At 70.5% G+C, this 16,939-nt stretch carries 14 protein-coding genes; 12 read left to right on the top strand and 2 right to left on the bottom strand.

What is annotated here, in order from left to right; all coding sequences use genetic code 11:
* The first annotated feature begins 80 nt into the window (after positions 1–80).
* Positions 81–1,352 (top strand): MFS transporter, encoded by a 1,272-nt coding sequence (locus tag QQX02_RS12490; RefSeq protein WP_301143476.1) that lies wholly within the window; start codon positions 81–83, stop codon positions 1,350–1,352.
* Positions 1,353–1,482: 130 nt separating this feature from the next.
* Positions 1,483–1,908: an OsmC family peroxiredoxin gene (locus QQX02_RS12485; protein WP_301143474.1), complete on the top strand. Its 426-nt coding sequence runs from the start codon at positions 1,483–1,485 to the stop codon at positions 1,906–1,908.
* Between the two features lie 76 nt (positions 1,909–1,984).
* On the opposite strand, the gene QQX02_RS12480 is transcribed toward QQX02_RS12485, so the two are convergent.
* The gene (locus QQX02_RS12480; RefSeq protein WP_301143473.1) at positions 1,985–3,445 is read right to left on the bottom strand and encodes an amidohydrolase; all 1,461 of its coding nucleotides are present in this window, start codon (positions 3,443–3,445) and stop codon (positions 1,985–1,987) included.
* Positions 3,446–3,523: 78 nt separating this feature from the next.
* On the opposite strand from QQX02_RS12480, the gene QQX02_RS12475 reads away from it, so the two are divergent.
* Positions 3,524–4,363, top strand: a complete 840-nt coding sequence (locus QQX02_RS12475) for an EI24 domain-containing protein (RefSeq protein ID WP_301143472.1) — start codon at positions 3,524–3,526, stop codon at positions 4,361–4,363.
* Here the strand turns inward: QQX02_RS12475 and QQX02_RS12470 are convergent.
* Positions 4,320–5,207, bottom strand: a complete 888-nt coding sequence (locus tag QQX02_RS12470) for a LysR family transcriptional regulator (protein ID WP_301143471.1) — start codon at positions 5,205–5,207, stop codon at positions 4,320–4,322. The two genes, QQX02_RS12475 and QQX02_RS12470, sit on opposite strands and share 44 nt — an antisense overlap.
* 82 nt (positions 5,208–5,289) lie before the next feature.
* Between QQX02_RS12470 and QQX02_RS12465 the strand changes: the two genes are divergently transcribed.
* The 9 genes from QQX02_RS12465 (at position 5,290) to QQX02_RS12425 (ending at position 16,858) form a co-directional block, all read left to right on the top strand.
* Positions 5,290–8,706, top strand: coding sequence for a proline dehydrogenase family protein (locus tag QQX02_RS12465; RefSeq protein ID WP_301143470.1), 3,417 nt, complete (start codon positions 5,290–5,292; stop codon positions 8,704–8,706).
* 24 nt (positions 8,707–8,730) lie between these two features.
* On the top strand, positions 8,731–10,155 hold the full coding sequence (locus tag QQX02_RS12460) for an RNB domain-containing ribonuclease (protein ID WP_301143469.1): 1,425 nt from the start codon (positions 8,731–8,733) through the stop codon (positions 10,153–10,155).
* Between the two features lie 90 nt (positions 10,156–10,245).
* Positions 10,246–10,572: a plasmid stabilization protein gene (locus QQX02_RS12455; RefSeq protein WP_301143468.1), complete on the top strand. Its 327-nt coding sequence runs from the start codon at positions 10,246–10,248 to the stop codon at positions 10,570–10,572.
* A gap of 72 nt (positions 10,573–10,644) precedes the next feature.
* Positions 10,645–10,797, top strand: coding sequence for a hypothetical protein (locus QQX02_RS12450; RefSeq protein ID WP_301143466.1), 153 nt, complete (start codon positions 10,645–10,647; stop codon positions 10,795–10,797).
* Between the two features lie 10 nt (positions 10,798–10,807).
* Positions 10,808–11,464: a CDP-alcohol phosphatidyltransferase family protein gene (locus tag QQX02_RS12445; RefSeq protein ID WP_301143465.1), complete on the top strand. Its 657-nt coding sequence runs from the start codon at positions 10,808–10,810 to the stop codon at positions 11,462–11,464.
* A 31-nt stretch (positions 11,465–11,495) separates the two neighbouring features.
* Complete coding sequence (locus QQX02_RS12440; protein WP_062133788.1) at positions 11,496–11,918, top strand: FHA domain-containing protein; 423 nt, start codon at positions 11,496–11,498, stop codon at positions 11,916–11,918.
* Positions 11,919–11,923: 5 nt separating this feature from the next.
* Positions 11,924–12,685, top strand: a complete 762-nt coding sequence (gene ftsR, locus QQX02_RS12435) for a transcriptional regulator FtsR (RefSeq protein ID WP_301143463.1) — start codon at positions 11,924–11,926, stop codon at positions 12,683–12,685.
* A gap of 103 nt (positions 12,686–12,788) precedes the next feature.
* Positions 12,789–13,364, top strand: a complete 576-nt coding sequence (locus QQX02_RS12430; RefSeq protein ID WP_301143462.1) for a MerR family transcriptional regulator — start codon at positions 12,789–12,791, stop codon at positions 13,362–13,364.
* 86 nt (positions 13,365–13,450) lie between these two features.
* On the top strand, positions 13,451–16,858 hold the full coding sequence (locus QQX02_RS12425) for a pyruvate carboxylase (RefSeq protein ID WP_301143461.1): 3,408 nt from the start codon (positions 13,451–13,453) through the stop codon (positions 16,856–16,858).
* The last annotated feature ends 81 nt before the right edge of the window (positions 16,859–16,939 follow it).

Below are 16,939 nucleotides of genomic sequence, written 5' to 3'. Positions count from 1 at the left end.
CCGCGTGACGCCCGCAGACCTATGCTGGGCGTGCTCAAGGGTGAGCGCGCCCCTTGACCCGCCACCGATCGGCCACTCCTATGACCTCCCTCTCGCCAGCACGCACCCGCCTTGCGCTCTTCGCGCTCGCGCTGGGCGGATTCGGCATCGGCACCACGGAGTTCGTGGCGATGGGGCTGCTGCCGGACATGGCGCGCGACCTGGTGCCCGCACTGTGGGACGCCAGCCCGGAGCAGGCGATCGCGCGCGCCGGCTGGATCGTGACCGCCTACGCCGCGGGCGTCGTCGCCGGCGCGCCCACGATCGCCGCCATCGTGGCCCGGTACCCGCGCAAGACGGTGCTCACCGTGCTGGCGGCGGCCTTCACCGTCGGCACGGTCGCGTCAGCGGTCGCTCCCACGTTCGAGACCGTGGTGGCCGCGCGGTTCCTGGCCGGCCTGCCCCACGGCGCGTACTTCGGCATCGCGGCACTCGTCGCGGCACGGCTCATGGGGCCGGGCAAGCGCGGCCAGGCCGTCGCGTTCGTCCTGGCGGGTCTGACCATCGCCAACGTGATCGGCGTGCCCGCGATCACCTACCTCGGCCAACAGGCCGGCTGGCGGCCCGCCTACCTGGCCGTCGCCGGACTGTTCGCACTGAGCACGGCGTCGATCATCGCGTTCGTGCCTCGCGCTCCGGGCGATCCTGGCGCCACGATGGGGCGCGAGCTCCGGGCGTTCGCGCGCCCCGCAGTGTGGTTCGCGCTGCTGACCGGCGCTCTCGGCTTCGGCGGGTTCTTCGCCGTCTACAGCTACGTCTCGCCGCTCGTCACCGAGGTCACCGGAGCCACCGAGTCGCTGGTCCCGGTCGCCCTCGTCGTGCTGGGGCTGGGCATGACTGCTGGCAACTTCGTCGGCGGCCGGCTGGCGGATCGCGGCGCCCTGAGAGCCGTGTTCCAGCTCTTCGGCGTCTTCGTCGCCGCGCTGCTGGTCCTGATCGCGGGAGCGGGCTCGGTCCCCGGCCTGCTTCTTGGCCTGTTCCTGGTGGGCGGCGCAGCCGCGGCGCTGTCGCCAGCGATCCAGACACGGCTCATGGATGTGGCGGGCGACAGCCAGACCATGGCCGCTGCGCTCAACCACTCCGCCCTCAACATCGGCAACGCGCTCGGTGCGTTCCTCGGCGGCATCGTCATCGCGGCCGGGTGGGGGTATCTCGCACCGACGTGGCTGGGCCTCGTGCTGTGCGTGCCCGGGGTGGTGTGCGCCGCGCTGGGGTGGGCCGCGACCCGCGGCGACCGTGGCCCCTCGCCGGACGAGACACGCGGCACGGCCGATGCGCAAGCCACAGCACCCTCGACCGCAGTCCCGCGCTGACCTCACGACAGCGCTAGCCTCACGACCGCGCCAGCCTCACGACCGCACTCGGCGCGCAGGTGGACGGTGCGCATGCTTGACTGACAGCGAGGGCGCGGACCGCGTCCGACACCACACGAAGGGCAGCGACATGGCAGTGCACAGCAAGGCTTCGACGGTTTGGCACGGATCACTCGCAGAGGGCAAGGGAACGACGACCCTGGCCACTGGGGTCGCGACGCTGGCGGTGGACTGGAAGGCACGCGCAGAGGGTTCGGGGTCGACCACCACCCCTGAAGAGCTGATCGCTGCGGCCCACGCCTCGTGCTACTCGATGGCGCTGTCGCACGCGCTCACCGAGGCGGGTACACCACCCGAGCAGATCGACACCAGCGCCGAGGTGACGTTCGTGCCCGGAGAAGGCATCACGTCGTCGGTCCTGACCGTCACCGCGACGGTGCCCGGCATCGACCAGGTGCGCTTCAGCGAGTTCGCAGAAGAGGCCAAGGACGGCTGCCCGGTGTCGCAGGCGCTGGCCGGCACTCACGTCGCCCTCGAGAGCGCGACCCTGCTGTAACGTCCGCGCTGCGCAGCCCCGCGGGGCTGCGCGGTCAGCGTGGCTGCGGTGTCCGCGGGGCTGCGCTTTCCGCGGGTCAGAGCGTGCGATGCGTGAAGCGGCCGGCGACCAGCGTCGCCGCGACGGGCATGCGCACCAGAGCGGAGTTGACGCAGTGAAGCGGATCCGCCTCCAGCACCACGAGGTCGGCGGGTCCGCCCTCGGCGACATGCAGTGTGCCGGCGGAGGCGATCAGCGCCTGCTCGCGCGTCAGCGAGTGCTCGGGGTGCCACGGCGCTCGCTCGTCTGCAGAGCGGTGCACGGCAGCCGCGATCGCGCGCCACGGGTCGAGGGGGGCGACCGGCGCATCAGACCCGAGCAGGAGCCGTGCCCCCGCGTCTCGGAGCGCCCCCAGCGGGAACGCGCGATCGGCGCGGTCCGGCCAGATGCGTTCGGTGGGGTCGCGGTCGTCCCACAGGTGCTCTGGCTGCACCGATGCGGCGACACCGAGGGCGGCGAACCTCGACAGGTCGTCGTGCCGGACCAGCTGCGCGTGCTCGATGGTGCCCTGAGCGCCCGTGCGCTCGAAGGCGTCCAGGGCATGAGTCACGGCGGCGTCCCCGATTGCGTGCACGGCCGCCGTGAAGCCGTGGTCCACGGTGCGGGTGAGCAGCGCCTCCGACTCCTCGGGAGACACCGTCAGGACGCCGCGGGTGTCGCGGCCAGGGTACGGATCATGGCAGTACGCGGTGCGCGTGTTGAGTGACCCGTCAGTGATGATCTTGAGCGGCCCGATGGTGAGCAGGCCGTCGGTGCCGGGGACCTCGTCTCCCGTGCGCCACCCTGCCTCGATGCGTTCGTCGAACTCGGCGGGGTAGAAGCCGGAGTGCACCCGCAACGCGTGCAGGCCCCTGGTCATGCGCTCGGTCCACCCGGCGAGGTTGTGGGCCATCTCGAGATCGACGATGCCCACCACGCCGCGTGACGCGGCAGCGACGGCGGCTTCGGAGATCGCGAGATCCTCGTCTCCGGGCGCCGCCTTCTCGAGGCGCATCTGCAACGCGAACGCATCGTCCTCGCGCAGCACCCCGGCATCGGGAAGTCCGTAGCGGTCCCGCGCCGCGGTGTTCACCCAGCACGCGTGCATGTCGCCCGACAGCACCACCACTGGCCGGTGCGGGGCGACCTCATCGAGCACCTCGGCAGTCGCCTCGTCCTCCCACATGGCGTCGCGGTACCCATAGCCGATGATCGGCTCGTGCATCTCGATCTCGGCGACCATGCGCGCGGCGATGATCTGGCCGGCGGCTGCGGCGCTGCGGGCCCCGGAGAGATCGAGCCGGCGTCGCACGATGGCCCACTGGGTGAAGTGCACGTGGTGGTCCCACAGCCCGGGCGTCACCCAGCGGCCCTCGAGATCGAGGACCTCAGCCGCAGGTCCGGACGGGGCGGCTCCGCTCGCCGGTGCGATGCCCGCCACCGTGCCCCCGCGAACGGCGATGTCGACGGGGGTGTCGCGCCCCAGCAGGCGGGCATTGCGCAGGAGCAGGTCGGTCATGAGGGGGCACCGCCAAGGGCGTCGGAGGGCTCAGGGATGGGGCCAGGATAGTCACGGCGCGACCGCTACCATCGCCACATGGCCGCCCGATCACCCTCAGGAGCCATCTCGACCGCGCGTGAGGCGCTCATCGGCGCATCGACCGCCTGGCGTGGCCTGCGCACGTGGAGCACATCCCCGGCACTCATGGCCTGGGGGCTGCTGCCGGGAGCAATCACCACCGTGCTGTTCGGCGCATCCGCCTTCGTCGTCGCGACCCAGGTCGCGGACTGGTCGAGGGCCATCGCCGAGCTCGTCGTGTCGGAGGACGGATGGGCGCAGTCCGCCGTGCAGGTGATCGCCGGTCTCGCCGTGGTGGCGGCGACGGTGCTGGTCGCGGTGTACGCATTCACCGCCTTCACCCTCACCATCGGACAGCCGTTCTTCGAGAGGATCGGCCGCGCCGTCGATGCCCAGCAGGGCTTCACCGGGGCCGAACCCGACGAGCCGTGGGCGCGGGCGCTGCTGCGAAGCGTGAGCGAAGGCGTGAGACTTGCGCTGCTCACCCTCCCTTTCGCGATGGGGCTCTTTCTGATCGGGCTGGTGCCGGTGGTGGGTGGCCCGGCGGCGTTCATCGCGGGCGCGACGATCGGCGGCTGGTTCCTCGCGCTCGAGCTCACGGCGTATCCGCTCGCGAGGAGGGGCCACGTGTCACTGGCAGCACGGCGGGCGGTGCTGCGGCAGCACCGGGCGCGCTCGGGAGGCTTCGGCGCGGCGGTCTTCGTGCTGTTCCTGATCCCCCTGGGGGCGGCGCTGTTCATGCCGGCGGCGGTGGCCGGCGCGACCTTGCTGGTCCACGGCGCCACCAGCACACCCGCCGGCGCCGGCGCCGGTGCTACACGCGCCCCAGAGGAGCGGCGGCCCGTCGAAGGGCGCTGAGCGCAGCGGTGACCGCCGGGTCCACCGACGTCGTCGCCCGGAGGGCGGCGAAGACAGCGCGCCGCGGCGCTCCCGGCAGCGGACTGCGGGGCAGGTCCGGTGGCGCCGTCATCCACATGAGGCCAGGGAGCAGCGACACCGCCTCGCCCGCGGCGACCAACGCGATATGGGCCTGGAGATCAGCGGTCTCGTAGCGCACATCGGGCTCGAATCCTGCGAGCCGGCACGTCTGCTCGGCGAAGTGCCGCGAGGCGGTGCCACGGGGCTCCATCACCCACGCGCTGTCCCGGTGATCGGCCAGGGAGGCGGTGGGTGTCCGCGACGCGACGGAGATCTCGTCCTCGACCAGCGTCTCCCTGCGCAGCCCCGGGTAGTGAGGCGCGGAATGGTGAGGGTACTCCTCGGCCACGACCACGTCGTACTTGCGTGCCCACGTGTCTTCGAGCGCTTGAGCGGGCTCGCTCTGCGTGACCTGGAGCCGCACGCGTGGCGCCGCCTCACGGAGGTGGGAGAGAGCGCTGGGCAGCAGTGACAACGCCGCCGATTGGAACAGTGCGAGCCGCACCGTGCCTGCCGGTTCATCGTGGGTGGCGCGCAAGTCCGATTCCGCGGCCTCGACCGCGTCCAGCACGGTGTCGGCTGCGTCGACCAGCCGCTCGCCGGCCATCGTGAGCACGAGCCGTCGTCCCGACTTGCGCAGCAGTCGCACACCCGTCTCCGCCTCGAGTGCCGAGAGCTGCTGCGACACGGCCGATGCGGTGTAGCCGAGGCTGTCCGCAGCTCCCGCGACCGTGCCGCGGATGGCGAACTCGCGCAGAGTCCTCAGGCGGTGGATCGTCAGCATGCCGACAGTTCAGCACACCTTCACAATGAACTCCACTATTAATGGATGGACCTCAAGTATCAGTGAGCCGCAGACTGAGGTCATGGCCGTCCCCGCCGCTGTTCCTGTCCATCACGACGCTGATCGTGCCGTCCGCCAGGTGCGCCGATGGCTCGAGGAATCCGAGACGTCGCGTCCCACGCTCGGAGCGCGGATCATGGGCCACGCCCTGAGGTCGGACGGAGGTCTGCGATACCTGACCGAGGTCGTGGACGGGCTGGTGCGGCCGGAGGACCCCCAGGTGGCGGCAGCGGCCCTGCGCCGCGCATCGGCCGACGCACCCGGACACCTCCCGTCACCGTTGGTGTGGCTGGCGCGCGCCGGAGCGGTGGCGTCACGGCTCGCCCCACGGACGACGGTCGCGATCGCGCGTCGCTTTGTCCGCGCCCTCGTCGCGCACCTCGTGGTCGACTCGCGCCCGCGTCGACTGTCCAAGGCACTGCGGGCCCTGCGAGCCGGGGGAGAGGAGCTGAACGTCAACCTGCTGGGCGAGGCGGTGCTGGGGCGAGCCGAGGCCGGGCGTCGCGTCGAGCGCACGCGGGCTCTCATCGAGCACCCCGACGTGGACTACGTGTCGATCAAGGTCTCGGCTGCGACCGCGCCTCACTCGCCGTGGGACGTCGACGGCGCCGTGGAGGAGATCACCGCGGCACTGTTCCCGCTGTACGAGGCGGCCCGCGACGCATCCGGCACGTTCGTCAACCTCGACATGGAGGAGTACCGGGATCTCGAGGTGACTCTCGCAGTCTTCGAGCGGCTCATGCGGGACGACCGCCTGCGGGACCTGTCGGCAGGCATCGTGCTCCAGGCGTACCTGCCGGAGTCCACCAGTGCGCTGGAGCGCGTGCAGCGTCTCGCGCGCGAGCGCGTCGAGAGCGGGGGAGCGCCCCTGCGCGTCCGCATCGTGAAGGGCGCGAATCTCTCGATGGAACGCGTCGAGTCCGAACTGCGGGGGTGGCCGCTGGCACCCTGGGGCAGCAAGGTCGAGAGCGACGCCCACTACAAGCGGATGATCGACGCGGCGCTCACCCCGGAGTCCACCAGGAGCCTGCACGTCGGAGTCGCCGGGCACAACCTCTTCGATGTGGCGCACGCATGGGACATGGCCACGCGCCGCGGGGTCGCGGGAGCAGTGCAGTTCGAGATGCTGCTCGGCATGGGAGAGCCGGTGGCCAGCGCCGTCGCGCGGGACGTCGGAGCCCTGCGGCTCTACACGCCCGTGGTCGATCCCGCCGACTTCGATGTCGCTCTCGCCTACCTGGTGCGTCGTCTCGAGGAGGTCGCGAACCCGCAGAACTTCCTGTCGAGGCTCCCGACGCTGGCCGCGACCCCGGCCGACTTCGACCGCGAGGAGAGAGCCTTCCGCGAGGCGTGCGCGCTGGCAGCACGACCCGCGCCGTCACCGTCGCATCGGGCAGCCGGACTCCCGCCTGCGCCCCAGGACGGATTCCGCAACGCCTCCGACGCCGACCCGGCGGTCGAGACCGTGCGTCGACAGGGGGCGGCGACCCTGAGCCGAGCGTCCGCACGCTCGGCCGGGGCGGAGGCCATCGCCGCGGCCCGCATCGAGCATGCCACGGAGCTGGCCGTCAGCATCAGTGAGGTTCATGCGGGTGGCCTGCGCTGGGGACGCACGGCTGGCGCTGAGCGCGCCCGCCTGCTCGAAGACGTCGCCGATCAACTGGAGCGTAGGCGCGACGAGCTCGTGGAGGTCATGGCCTCCGAAGCTGGCAAGACCCTCGATCAGGCGGATCCCGAGGTGTCGGAGGCCATCGACTTCGCGCGCTACTACGCCCGGAGCGCGCGACGTCTCGACGACCTCGACGGCGCCGTCCCGGTGCCACGGGCGCTGACCGTCGTCACGCCGCCGTGGAACTTCCCGGTCGCGATCCCGGCCGGCTCCACGCTCGCCGCCCTCGCGGCGGGGTCCGCGGTGATCCTGAAGCCCGCAGAAGAGGCGCGTCGATGCAGCGCCGTGCTCGTCGACGTGCTGCGCGGTGCGGGCGTTCCCGCGGACGTGGTGCGCCTCATCGACATCGACCCGCAGCGGCTGGGTCACGCGCTCATCGGAGATCCGCGCGTGGATCAGGTGATCCTCACGGGCGCCTTCGAGACGGCGCAGGGATTCCTGGACTCGCGACCCGACCTCCACCTGCATGCGGAGACGTCAGGGAAGAACGCGATGATCATCACGCCCAGCGCTGACGTGGACCTCGCGGTGCGCGACCTCGTCGCATCCGCCTTCGGCCACGCCGGTCAGAAGTGCTCCGCGGCCTCCCTCGCCGTGCTCGTGGGGTCCGTGGCGGAGTCGCCTCGGTTCCATCGGCAGCTCCGCGATGCGGTGACGTCACTGCGTGTGGGCGCCGCCACCGACCCCGGGACCCAGATGGGGCCCGTGATCGCCGAGCCCACCGGCAAACTCGAGAGGGGCCTCACGCAGCTCGACGGTGAGGAGACCTGGTGGGTGGAGCCCCGCAGGCTGGCCGACGGGCTGTGGACGCCCGCGGTGCGCGGTTGGGTGGAGCCGGGAGCCTTCCTCCACCGGATCGAGTGCTTCGGCCCGGTGCTGGGCATCATGCGAGCGCGCGACCTCGACCACGCGATCGAGCTGGTGAACGCGGTCGACTACGGGCTCACCTCCGGGATCCATTCCGTGGACGAGGAGGAGATCAGGACCTGGGTGGACCGCATCGAGGCGGGCAATCTCTACGTCAACAAGGCCACGACCGGCGCGATCGTGCAGCGTCAGCCCTTCGGAGGCTGGAAGCGCTCCGTGGTGGGCCCCACGGTGAAGGCAGGCGGACCCCACTACGTGGCCACGCTCACCGGATGGGACCGCGCCGAGCTCTCGATCGGCGGTGACGCCGGGGGAGAGCTGGACCCTCGTGTGAAGGCAGTCGTCGGCGCCGCAGGTGCCGAGTGGGTGCGGGCGGCGGCACTCGCAGACCAGAGCGCCTGGGACACGCAGTTCGATGGCGGCCACGACCCTACGGGGCTCGCGTGCGAGGCGAACGTGCTCCGGTACGTCCCGACGCCCACCATGGTGCGGTGGGACGGCACGGCCGCCGACGACCTCGTCCGGGTCTGCGCCGCGATGGTGCGCGCAGGCGGGAGTGGCATCGTCAGCACTGCGGTCCCGCTGCCCGCGCCCCTGGCCGAGGCGTTTGACGCCGCGGGCGTGCGGGTGCGCCGAGAGTCGAGCGAGGCGTCCATCGCGGCGATGAGGGACCACGGCCTGGCGCGCGTCCGCATCGTCGGGACGGTCGATGGCGAGTGGAGGGGTCACGCGGACATCGCGGTCTTCGACGGACCCGTGACCGCCGCTCCCGCGCTCGAGCTCATGCCGTTCCTGCGGGAGCAGGCAGTGTCGCTCACGAGCCATCGCTATGGCACCCCGTTTCGACCCGCACAGCGGGTCGCGAAGGACCTGCGGCACGGCGGACGGCTCGGAAGGCAGTGACGGCGCTCGCTTAGTGTGGTCCCCATGCGGACCGTCACGCGGCTCGGCGCTGGAGCCGATCAGCTCATTCCTCTATTCGAGGCGATCCGCGCCGATGCCGGCGTGGACGTTTCCACGCCGGATGAGGCGCGGCGCGAGGCCCTCGACAGTGCCACGGAACTCGACCCGCCGCACGTGGCGGACGGGCGCTCCGACGCCACAGACCTTCCGTTCGTGACCGTGGATCCCCCCGGATCGCGAGACCTCGATCAGGCGGTGCACATCGAGAGGATGCGGGCGGGCCACCGTGTGCGATACGCGATCGCGGATGTCGGTGCCCATGTGGTTCCCGGCGGGGCGCTCGATCGCCTGGCCCACGCGCGAGGCGTCACGATCTACTGTCCCGACACCCGTGTGAGCCTGCACCCCCGCGAGATGTCGGAGGCACACGCGTCACTGCTGCCCGGTCAGCGCACCAAGGCCGTCGTGTGGACGTTCGACGTCCTCGCGGACGGCTCCATCGGCGGCGTGGCTCTCGAGCGCGCGTGGGTGCGGTCGAGACGCCAGTACGCGTACCGCGAGCTCGCGAGCTCCACAGACGCCGAGTCGCGCGACCTCGTGGCGCGGCTCGCCGAGGTCGGCCAGGCCCGCCGGCGCATGGTGCGGTCCCAGGGCGGCGTCACCCTTCCCAAGCCGTCGCAGGAGGTGGTTCCCGTCGGGGACCGGTTCGTGCTGCGGCTCGAGGCCGGGCGCCCGCTCGAGGACGACAACGCCCAGGTGTCCCTCGCCACCGGGATGGTGGGCGCGTCGCTCATGATCGCCGGCGGAGCGGGAGTGCTGCGGACGATGCCGGCGGCCGATGCGGGCGCGGTGACCAGACTCCGCGCCCAGGCGGGGGCTCTGGGCGTGCGGTGGAGGAAGGGACAGGACTACTCCGACGTGCTGGAGTCCCTCGACCATGGGGCGCCTGAGACCGCCGCATTTCTGGACGCGGCGACGGTACTGTTTCGGGGCGCAGACTGGAGTGCCTTCGATCTCGCTCATGACGGTGCCGCGCTGCCCGATCCCGTGACTCACGGTGCGTTGGGAGCGCCGTACTCCCATGTCACTGCGCCGCTGCGCAGGCTCGTGGATCGGTACGCCGCTGAGGCCGCACTCGCCTCGGCACGCGGGCGCGAGGTGCCAGCGTGGGCGCGGGCAGGCCTGGCGGCGGCCGCGGACGACACTGCGGCGGGCAGCCGACGCGCGGGCGACGTGGAGCGCCGATGCGTCCACGCTGTCGAGTCAGCGGTGCTGCGCACGCGGGTGGGTGAGACCTTCGAGGGAGTCGGGCTCGACGACCGTACGGTCCAGCTGGTCGACCCACCCGTGGTCGCGCGATGCGAGGGCGACGTGCAGCCCGGGGTTCTCCAGCGCGTGCGGCTCGTGAGCGCGGCGCCGCCGGACCCGCCTCGCTTCGTCACCGACTGAGGTCGTCCGCCTCCGACGCTCGGAACATCCTCGCGGGCGGGTCGGTTGACGTGGACGACCCGGTCATGCCGATCTGGAGGAGGTGCAGTCATGGCCCCGCAAGCATGGAGCGACAAGCGCGAACGCCAGTACGAGAAGATCAAGGCGTCACAGCTGGACTCAGGGAAGTCGACGGACGAGGCCGAGGAGATCGCCGCCCGCACCGTCAACAAGGAGCGCGCGCGCTCGGGGGAGTCGGAGCAGGCGTCGAAGGCCTCGACCGACGACATCTCGAGCGGGCGCCGTGGCGGACTGCGGTCCCACTCCGGTGCGAAGGGCCGCACCAAGGACCAGCTGTATGAAGAGGCCAAGCGCAAGGGAGTCGAGGGCCGGTCGAGCATGACGAAGGCCGAGCTGGAGAAGGCGCTGGATCGCTGACCTCGCGCAGGCCCCCCGAGGGTCCTAGGCTGAGGGTGCAGGCTAAGTGAGCGTGCCTGGAAGGAGACGAACATGTCGGATCAGAAGTCAACGGACACCCGTCACTACCGGTTCGAGCAGATCCGTGCGAGAGAGCTCGCACGGGGCGCCTCTGACGACGAGGCGACGCGCATCGCGACCGAGACGGTCGACAAGGTCATCGCGGCGGAGGGCGAGTCCAAGTAGACTCCCGGGCGTGGAGGAGCCGCGCGATCTCGAGAGCAAGACACCGCCGGAGGCGACCGCGCGAGACCTGCCCGTCAGGGTGAGCAGCGCCGTGTGGACCGTGCCGAATGTGATCTCGATGGTGCGCATCGGGCTCATCGGTGTCTTTGGATGGCTCCTCGTCGCGGGCTACGACCTCTGGGCCGTGGGCGCGCTCGTGGCTGCGGGCGTGAGCGACTTCCTCGACGGCTTCCTCGCACGCCGGTGGCAGCAGGTCACGGTCCTGGGCCGGCTCCTCGATCCCGCCGCGGACAGGCTGCTCACGATCGTGGTCGTCATCGCACTCGCGCTGCGGGGCGCCGTGCCGTGGTGGCTCGTGGCTATCCTGCTCGCGCGTGACGCGATGGTGGCGACGGTCGTGCTGGTGGGGCGCACCCACCACGTGTCCACTCCGCAGGTGACGTTCACGGGCAAGGCCGCCACGGCGGCGCTGTACGTCTTCCTGCCGCTCGCGTTCCTCGCTCACGACCGTTGGGATGGCGTGCACGTCGCGGCGATCATCGGTGCGTGTGCGGCCGCGGGCCTGTACTGGATCTCTGGGATCGCGTACGTCCGCGATGTCTCGCAGCGTTCCCACTCGGGCACGATCGGCGCGTCCGCCCGGAGGGGCCAGGAGCACCTAGGATGATGGGGACGGTCAACGTGAGAAAGGTGGCGTCATGACGTACGACGAAAGCCCCGTCGAGCGCACGATGTCGCTCGACGCGCAGATGCCGGTGGACGAGCACGCTCCTCACCGCCTGTCGCCGCAGGATCAGACGGCTGTGGACGCCCTCGATGAGGACTGCGCGCTGCTGATCGTGCACCATGGCCCCAACCAGGGGGCGCGGTTCCTGCTGGACGTGGACGTGACCACTGCCGGGCGCTCCGTGTCCGGGGACATCTTCCTCGACGACGTGACGGTGAGCCGCGAGCACGTGCAGTTCATCCGCGACGGCAAGAAGTTCTTCGTGAAGGACTCTGGCTCCCTCAACGGCACGTACGTGAACCGGGAGCCTGTCACCGAGGTGGAGCTGCACGATGGCGACGAGGTGCAGATCGGCAAGTACCGTATGAGCTTCTACCCCGGAACGGCCAGCTGACCTCAATGTCCGCGCTCAGGGCCGTGGACGCTGCGTCCAGCGGCGCAGCGCACCCGGCGGCAGACACGACGTCGGCCGACGATTCGGCGCCTGCGCTCCTCGGCGGACACTGGCCTCACGCGCTGTCCCGAGAGCCGATGCTCCGCGTGAGCGATGTGCTCCAGCAGCTCGGCAATGAGTTCCCGGCCCTCACTCCGTCGAAGCTGCGGTTCCTCGACAGCAATGGCCTGGTGTCGCCGCACCGCACGGCCTCCGGGTATCGCCAGTACTCGCCCGCCGACATCGAGCGACTGAGGTTCGTGCTGCGCGAGCAGCGTGACCACTTCCGACCGCTCAGCGTGATCGCCGACAGCCTCGAGGCACTCGACTCGGGCCGCATGCATCTCGCCGTCACCCCCCACGCAGTGGAGGACACCGCCCAGTACGTCACCCCGGCAGAGCTCGCGCACGCCGCCGGCGTGCCGGAGTCCGTGGTCGCGGTGCTCGAGGCTGAGGACGTGGTGCAGCAGCGCGTGCCCGGAAGGTTCGAGCGAGCATGCGTGCCCCTCGTCGTCGCGGGAGGCGCCTACCTCGCCGCGGGCGGGGACGCGCGATCCTTGAAGGCACTGGTGCGTGCGGCCGGCCGTGAGGCGGAGCTGGTGGTGTCCGCATCGGCGCCTTCGCGGAGCAGGGGAGACGACTCGTCAGCAGATGCGCTCGTCAGCGCGCGCGCCGACGCCGCCGTCGCCGTGTTCAGCGCTTGTGTCCACGAGCGGATCGACCGATAGACCAGGAGTGGGGCGACACGCCACCGGCGCAGCGGCGATGTCGTTGACCGGTGAGGGCCGCCGCTCTACCGTGGTGACGAGGGTTCCAACGCAAGGAGATGCGATGTCAGAGCAGGATGGTCCAGGGCTGACCTCAGTGTCCGACCAGGGCATCCTGTTCGACGACGGCCTCGCACACCTGGACGAGAACACGGGTTATCGCGGCCCCACGGCCTGCAAGGCTGCAGGCATCACCTACCGTCAGCTGGACTACTGGGCACGCACCGGGCTGGTCGAGCCGAGCGTGAAGGCCGCCACCGGTTCCGGCACGCAGCGTCTCTACGGCTTCCGCGACATCCTGGTGCTGCGCGTGGTCAAGCGCCTGCTCGACTCGGGCGTCTCCCTTCAGCAGATCCGCTCCGCCGTGGGCACGCTCCGCGAGCGGGGCGTGGAGGACCTGTCCCGCATCACGCTCATGTCCGACGGCGCATCCGTCTACGAGTGCACGTCCGACGATGAGGTCATCGACCTCGTCCAGGGAGGCCAGGGAGTGTTCGGCATCGCCCTGGGCAAGGTGTGGCGCGAGCTCGAAGGATCGCTCTCCTCTCTGCCCGCCGACCGGGGCGACGCCCCCGCATCGGCCGCCACCCAGGTCGACGATCTCGCCGACCGCCGCGCGAAGCGCTCGACAGCGAGCTGACCCGCTGCGCCTCCTGCCGCCCCAGCGGCATTGCTGACGCGCACCCGCAAACCTGGCAAGATAAAGCCACCGTCGAAGGGAAGTCAATGTTTTCCAAGGTCCTCGTCGCCAACCGGGCAGAGATCGCTGTACGCGCCTTCCGTGCCGCCTATGAGCTGGGCGCCAAGACCGTCGCGGTCTTCCCCCACGAAGACCGCATGTCCGAGCACCGTGTCAAGGCAGACGAGTCGTACGAGATCGGCGACGAGGGACACCCGGTCAAGGCGTACCTGGACATCGACGAGATGATCAAGGTCGCGAAGCACTCCGGTGCCGACGCGATCTACCCGGGCTACGGATTCCTCTCCGAGAACGTCGAGCTGGCACGCCGCTGCGAGCAGGAGGGCGTGACGTTCATCGGCCCGCCGCCCGAGGTGCTCGCCCAGGCGGGCGACAAGGTGGCGGCGCTCAAGGCCGCCAAGGCGGCTGGCGTTCCCGTACTGAACTCCTCCGAGCCGTCCAAGGACAAGGACGATCTGATCGCCGCCGCCGACGAGATCGGCTTCCCGATCTTCGTCAAGGCCGTCGCTGGCGGTGGCGGTCGTGGCATGCGTCGCGTCGACAAGCGCGAGGGCCTGCCCGACGCGCTCGCCGCCGCCATGCGCGAGGCCGACAACGCGTTCGGTGACCCGACGGTGTTCCTTGAGCAGGCCGTGCTCGGCCCCCGCCACATCGAGGTGCAGATCCTCGCGGATAACGAGGGCAACATCGTCCACCTGTACGAGCGGGACTGCTCGGTGCAGCGGCGCCACCAGAAGGTCGTCGAGATCGCGCCCGCGCCCAACCTCGACCCCGACGTGCGCCAGGCACTGTGCGCCGATGCGGTGAAGTTCGCGGAGTCGCTGGGCTATGTCAACGCTGGCACGGTCGAGTTCCTGCTCGAGACCGAGGGCGAGCGCGCCGGTCAGCACGTGTTCATCGAGATGAACCCCCGTATCCAGGTCGAGCACACGGTGACCGAAGAGGTCACCGACCTCGACATCGTGAGCGCGCAGATGCGCATCGCCGCGGGGGAGACCCTCGAGCAGATCGGGATCCGTCAGGAGGACGTGCGCACCAACGGCTTCGCTGTGCAGACGCGCATCACCACCGAGGACCCCACCAACGGCTTCCTGCCCGACACCGGCCGAATCGTCGCCTACCGCTCGCCGGGCGGCGCGGGTGTGCGCCTTGACGGTGCGACCGGCATGGCCGGCAACACCGTCACGGGTCACTTCGACTCGATGCTCGTCAAGCTCACGTGCCGTGGCCACGACTTCGAGACTGCGACCCGCCGCGCGTCGCGTGCGCTGGCCGAGTTCCGCATTCGCGGCGTGACCTCGAACATCCGGTTCCTGCGTGCGGTGATCGACGACCCGGACTTCCGTGCCGGGGGAGTCACCACCTCGTTCATCGACGAGCGCCCCCAGCTGCTCGAGGTGCCCGAGAGCCAGGAGCGCTCGACCAAGCTCCTCAGCTTCCTGGGCTACCAGACCGTCAACCGCCCCAATGGCGATCCCGCAGACACGGCGCTTCACCCTGCCGTGAAGCTGCCCAAGATCGATCTGGACGTCGAGCCGCCAGCCGGCACGCGCCAGCAGCTGCTCGAGCTCGGGCCCGAGGGGTTCGCCCGCGAGCTTCGGCAGGCCAAGCAGCTCAAGCTCACCGACACGACCATGCGCGACGCGCACCAGTCGCTGCTGGCGACCCGCGTGCGCACCTATGACCTGCTGAAGTCTGCGGGTCACGTGTCACGGATGACGCCCGAACTGCTCTCCATCGAATGCTGGGGCGGCGCCACCTACGACGTCGCCATGCGCTTCCTGTCGGAGGACCCGTGGCTGCGCCTCGCGAATCTCCGCGAGGAGGTGCCGAACGTCGCGCTGCAGATGCTGCTGCGCGGTCGCAACACGGTGGGCTACACCCCGTATCCCGACGAGGTCGCTCAGGCGTTCGTCGAGGAGGCCACGGAGACGGGCATCGACATCTTCCGCATCTTCGACGCCCTCAACGACGTCGAGCAGATGCGCCCCGCGATCGAGGCCGTGCGCGCGACCGGCCAGTCGGTCGCCGAGGCCACGCTCTGCTACACCGGCAACATGATTTCGCCCGACGAGGATCTGTACACGCTGGACTACTACCTGAAGCTCGCCGATCAGCTCGTCGAGGCTGGCGCGCACATCCTGGCGCTCAAGGACATGGCAGGGCTGCTGCGTCCCGCTGCGGCCTACACGCTTGTCTCCGCGCTCCGCGAGCGTTTCGATCTGCCCATCCACCTGCACACGCACGACACCGCAGGCGGCCAGATCGGCACCCTGCTGGCGGCCGCTGAGGCGGGGGTCGACGCTGTCGACGTCGCCAGCGCGGCGATGGCCGGCACCACCTCCCAGCCGCCGATGAGCGCGCTGGTGGCGGCTCTCGAGCACACTTCGCGCGACACGGGCATCTCGCTCGCGGCCGCTCAGGACCTCGAGCCGTACTGGGAGGCCGTGCGAAAGCTGTACGCGCCGTTCGAGTCAGGGCTGCCGGGACCGACGGGCCGCGTGTATCGCCACGAGATCCCTGGCGGGCAGCTGTCGAACCTGCGCCAGCAGGCGATCTCGCTGGGGCTCGCCGACCGCTTCGAGCAGATCGAGGACACCTACGCTGCCGCGGACCGCATCCTGGGCCGGCTGGTGAAGGTGACGCCGACGTCGAAGGTCGTGGGCGACCTCGCCCTTCACCTGGTGGCCAAGGGCGCTGATCCTGCCGACTTCGAGCAGAACCCGGACAAGTACGACCTCCCGGACTCCGTCATCGGCTTCCTGCAGGGTGAGCTGGGCGACCCGCCGGGCGGGTGGCCCGAGCCGTTCCGCACCAAGGCGCTCGAGGGCCGCTCCAGTTCCCGCGAGGTGGCACCGCTGTCTGATGAGGACCGCGAGGCGCTCGCGCAGTCGGGGCAGGTGCGACGACGCAAGCTCAACCACCTGCTGTTCCCCGGGCCCGCCGACGACTTCGATGTCGCCGTCGACAAGTACGGCGACATCTCGGTGATCGATACCTTCCACTACCTGTACGGACTCACCGTCGGCAGCGGCGAGGAGGTCAACGTGGAGCTCGACAAGGGCGTGCGGATGATCGTCTCTCTCGAGGCCATCGGCGAGCCGGACCACCACGGCGAGCGCACCGCGATCTTCAACTACAACGGGTCGATCCGTCCCGTGCAGGTGCGTGACGAGGCCGCTTCGATCGACGTGGTGCAGCGCGAGAAGGCGGACGCATCGAAGCCCGGCGAGATCGGCTCGCCGTTCTCCGGGGCCGTCGCGGTCACCGTGGACGAGGGCGACCAGGTGTCGGCCGGTCAGACGGTCGCGCTGATCGAGGCGATGAAGATGGAGTCCGCAATCACCACGCCGGTGGCGGGAACCGTGAAGCGCATCGTGCTCGATGGCAACGAGACGCTGAGCGGCGGGGACCTCATCCTCGTCGTGGAGTAGCCGCCACGGGCTGGTGCCTGGGGACATAGGTCCCTACCGAGGGCCGATGCGCGGGCTCAGACTGGTATCACCCAGTCAGGA

Source organism: Demequina muriae (genome assembly GCF_030418295.1).
GTDB lineage: Bacteria > Actinomycetota > Actinomycetes > Actinomycetales > Demequinaceae > Demequina > Demequina muriae.
Note: the sequence above shows the minus strand (reverse complement) of the source record. Positions and strands in the feature narration are given on the sequence as shown.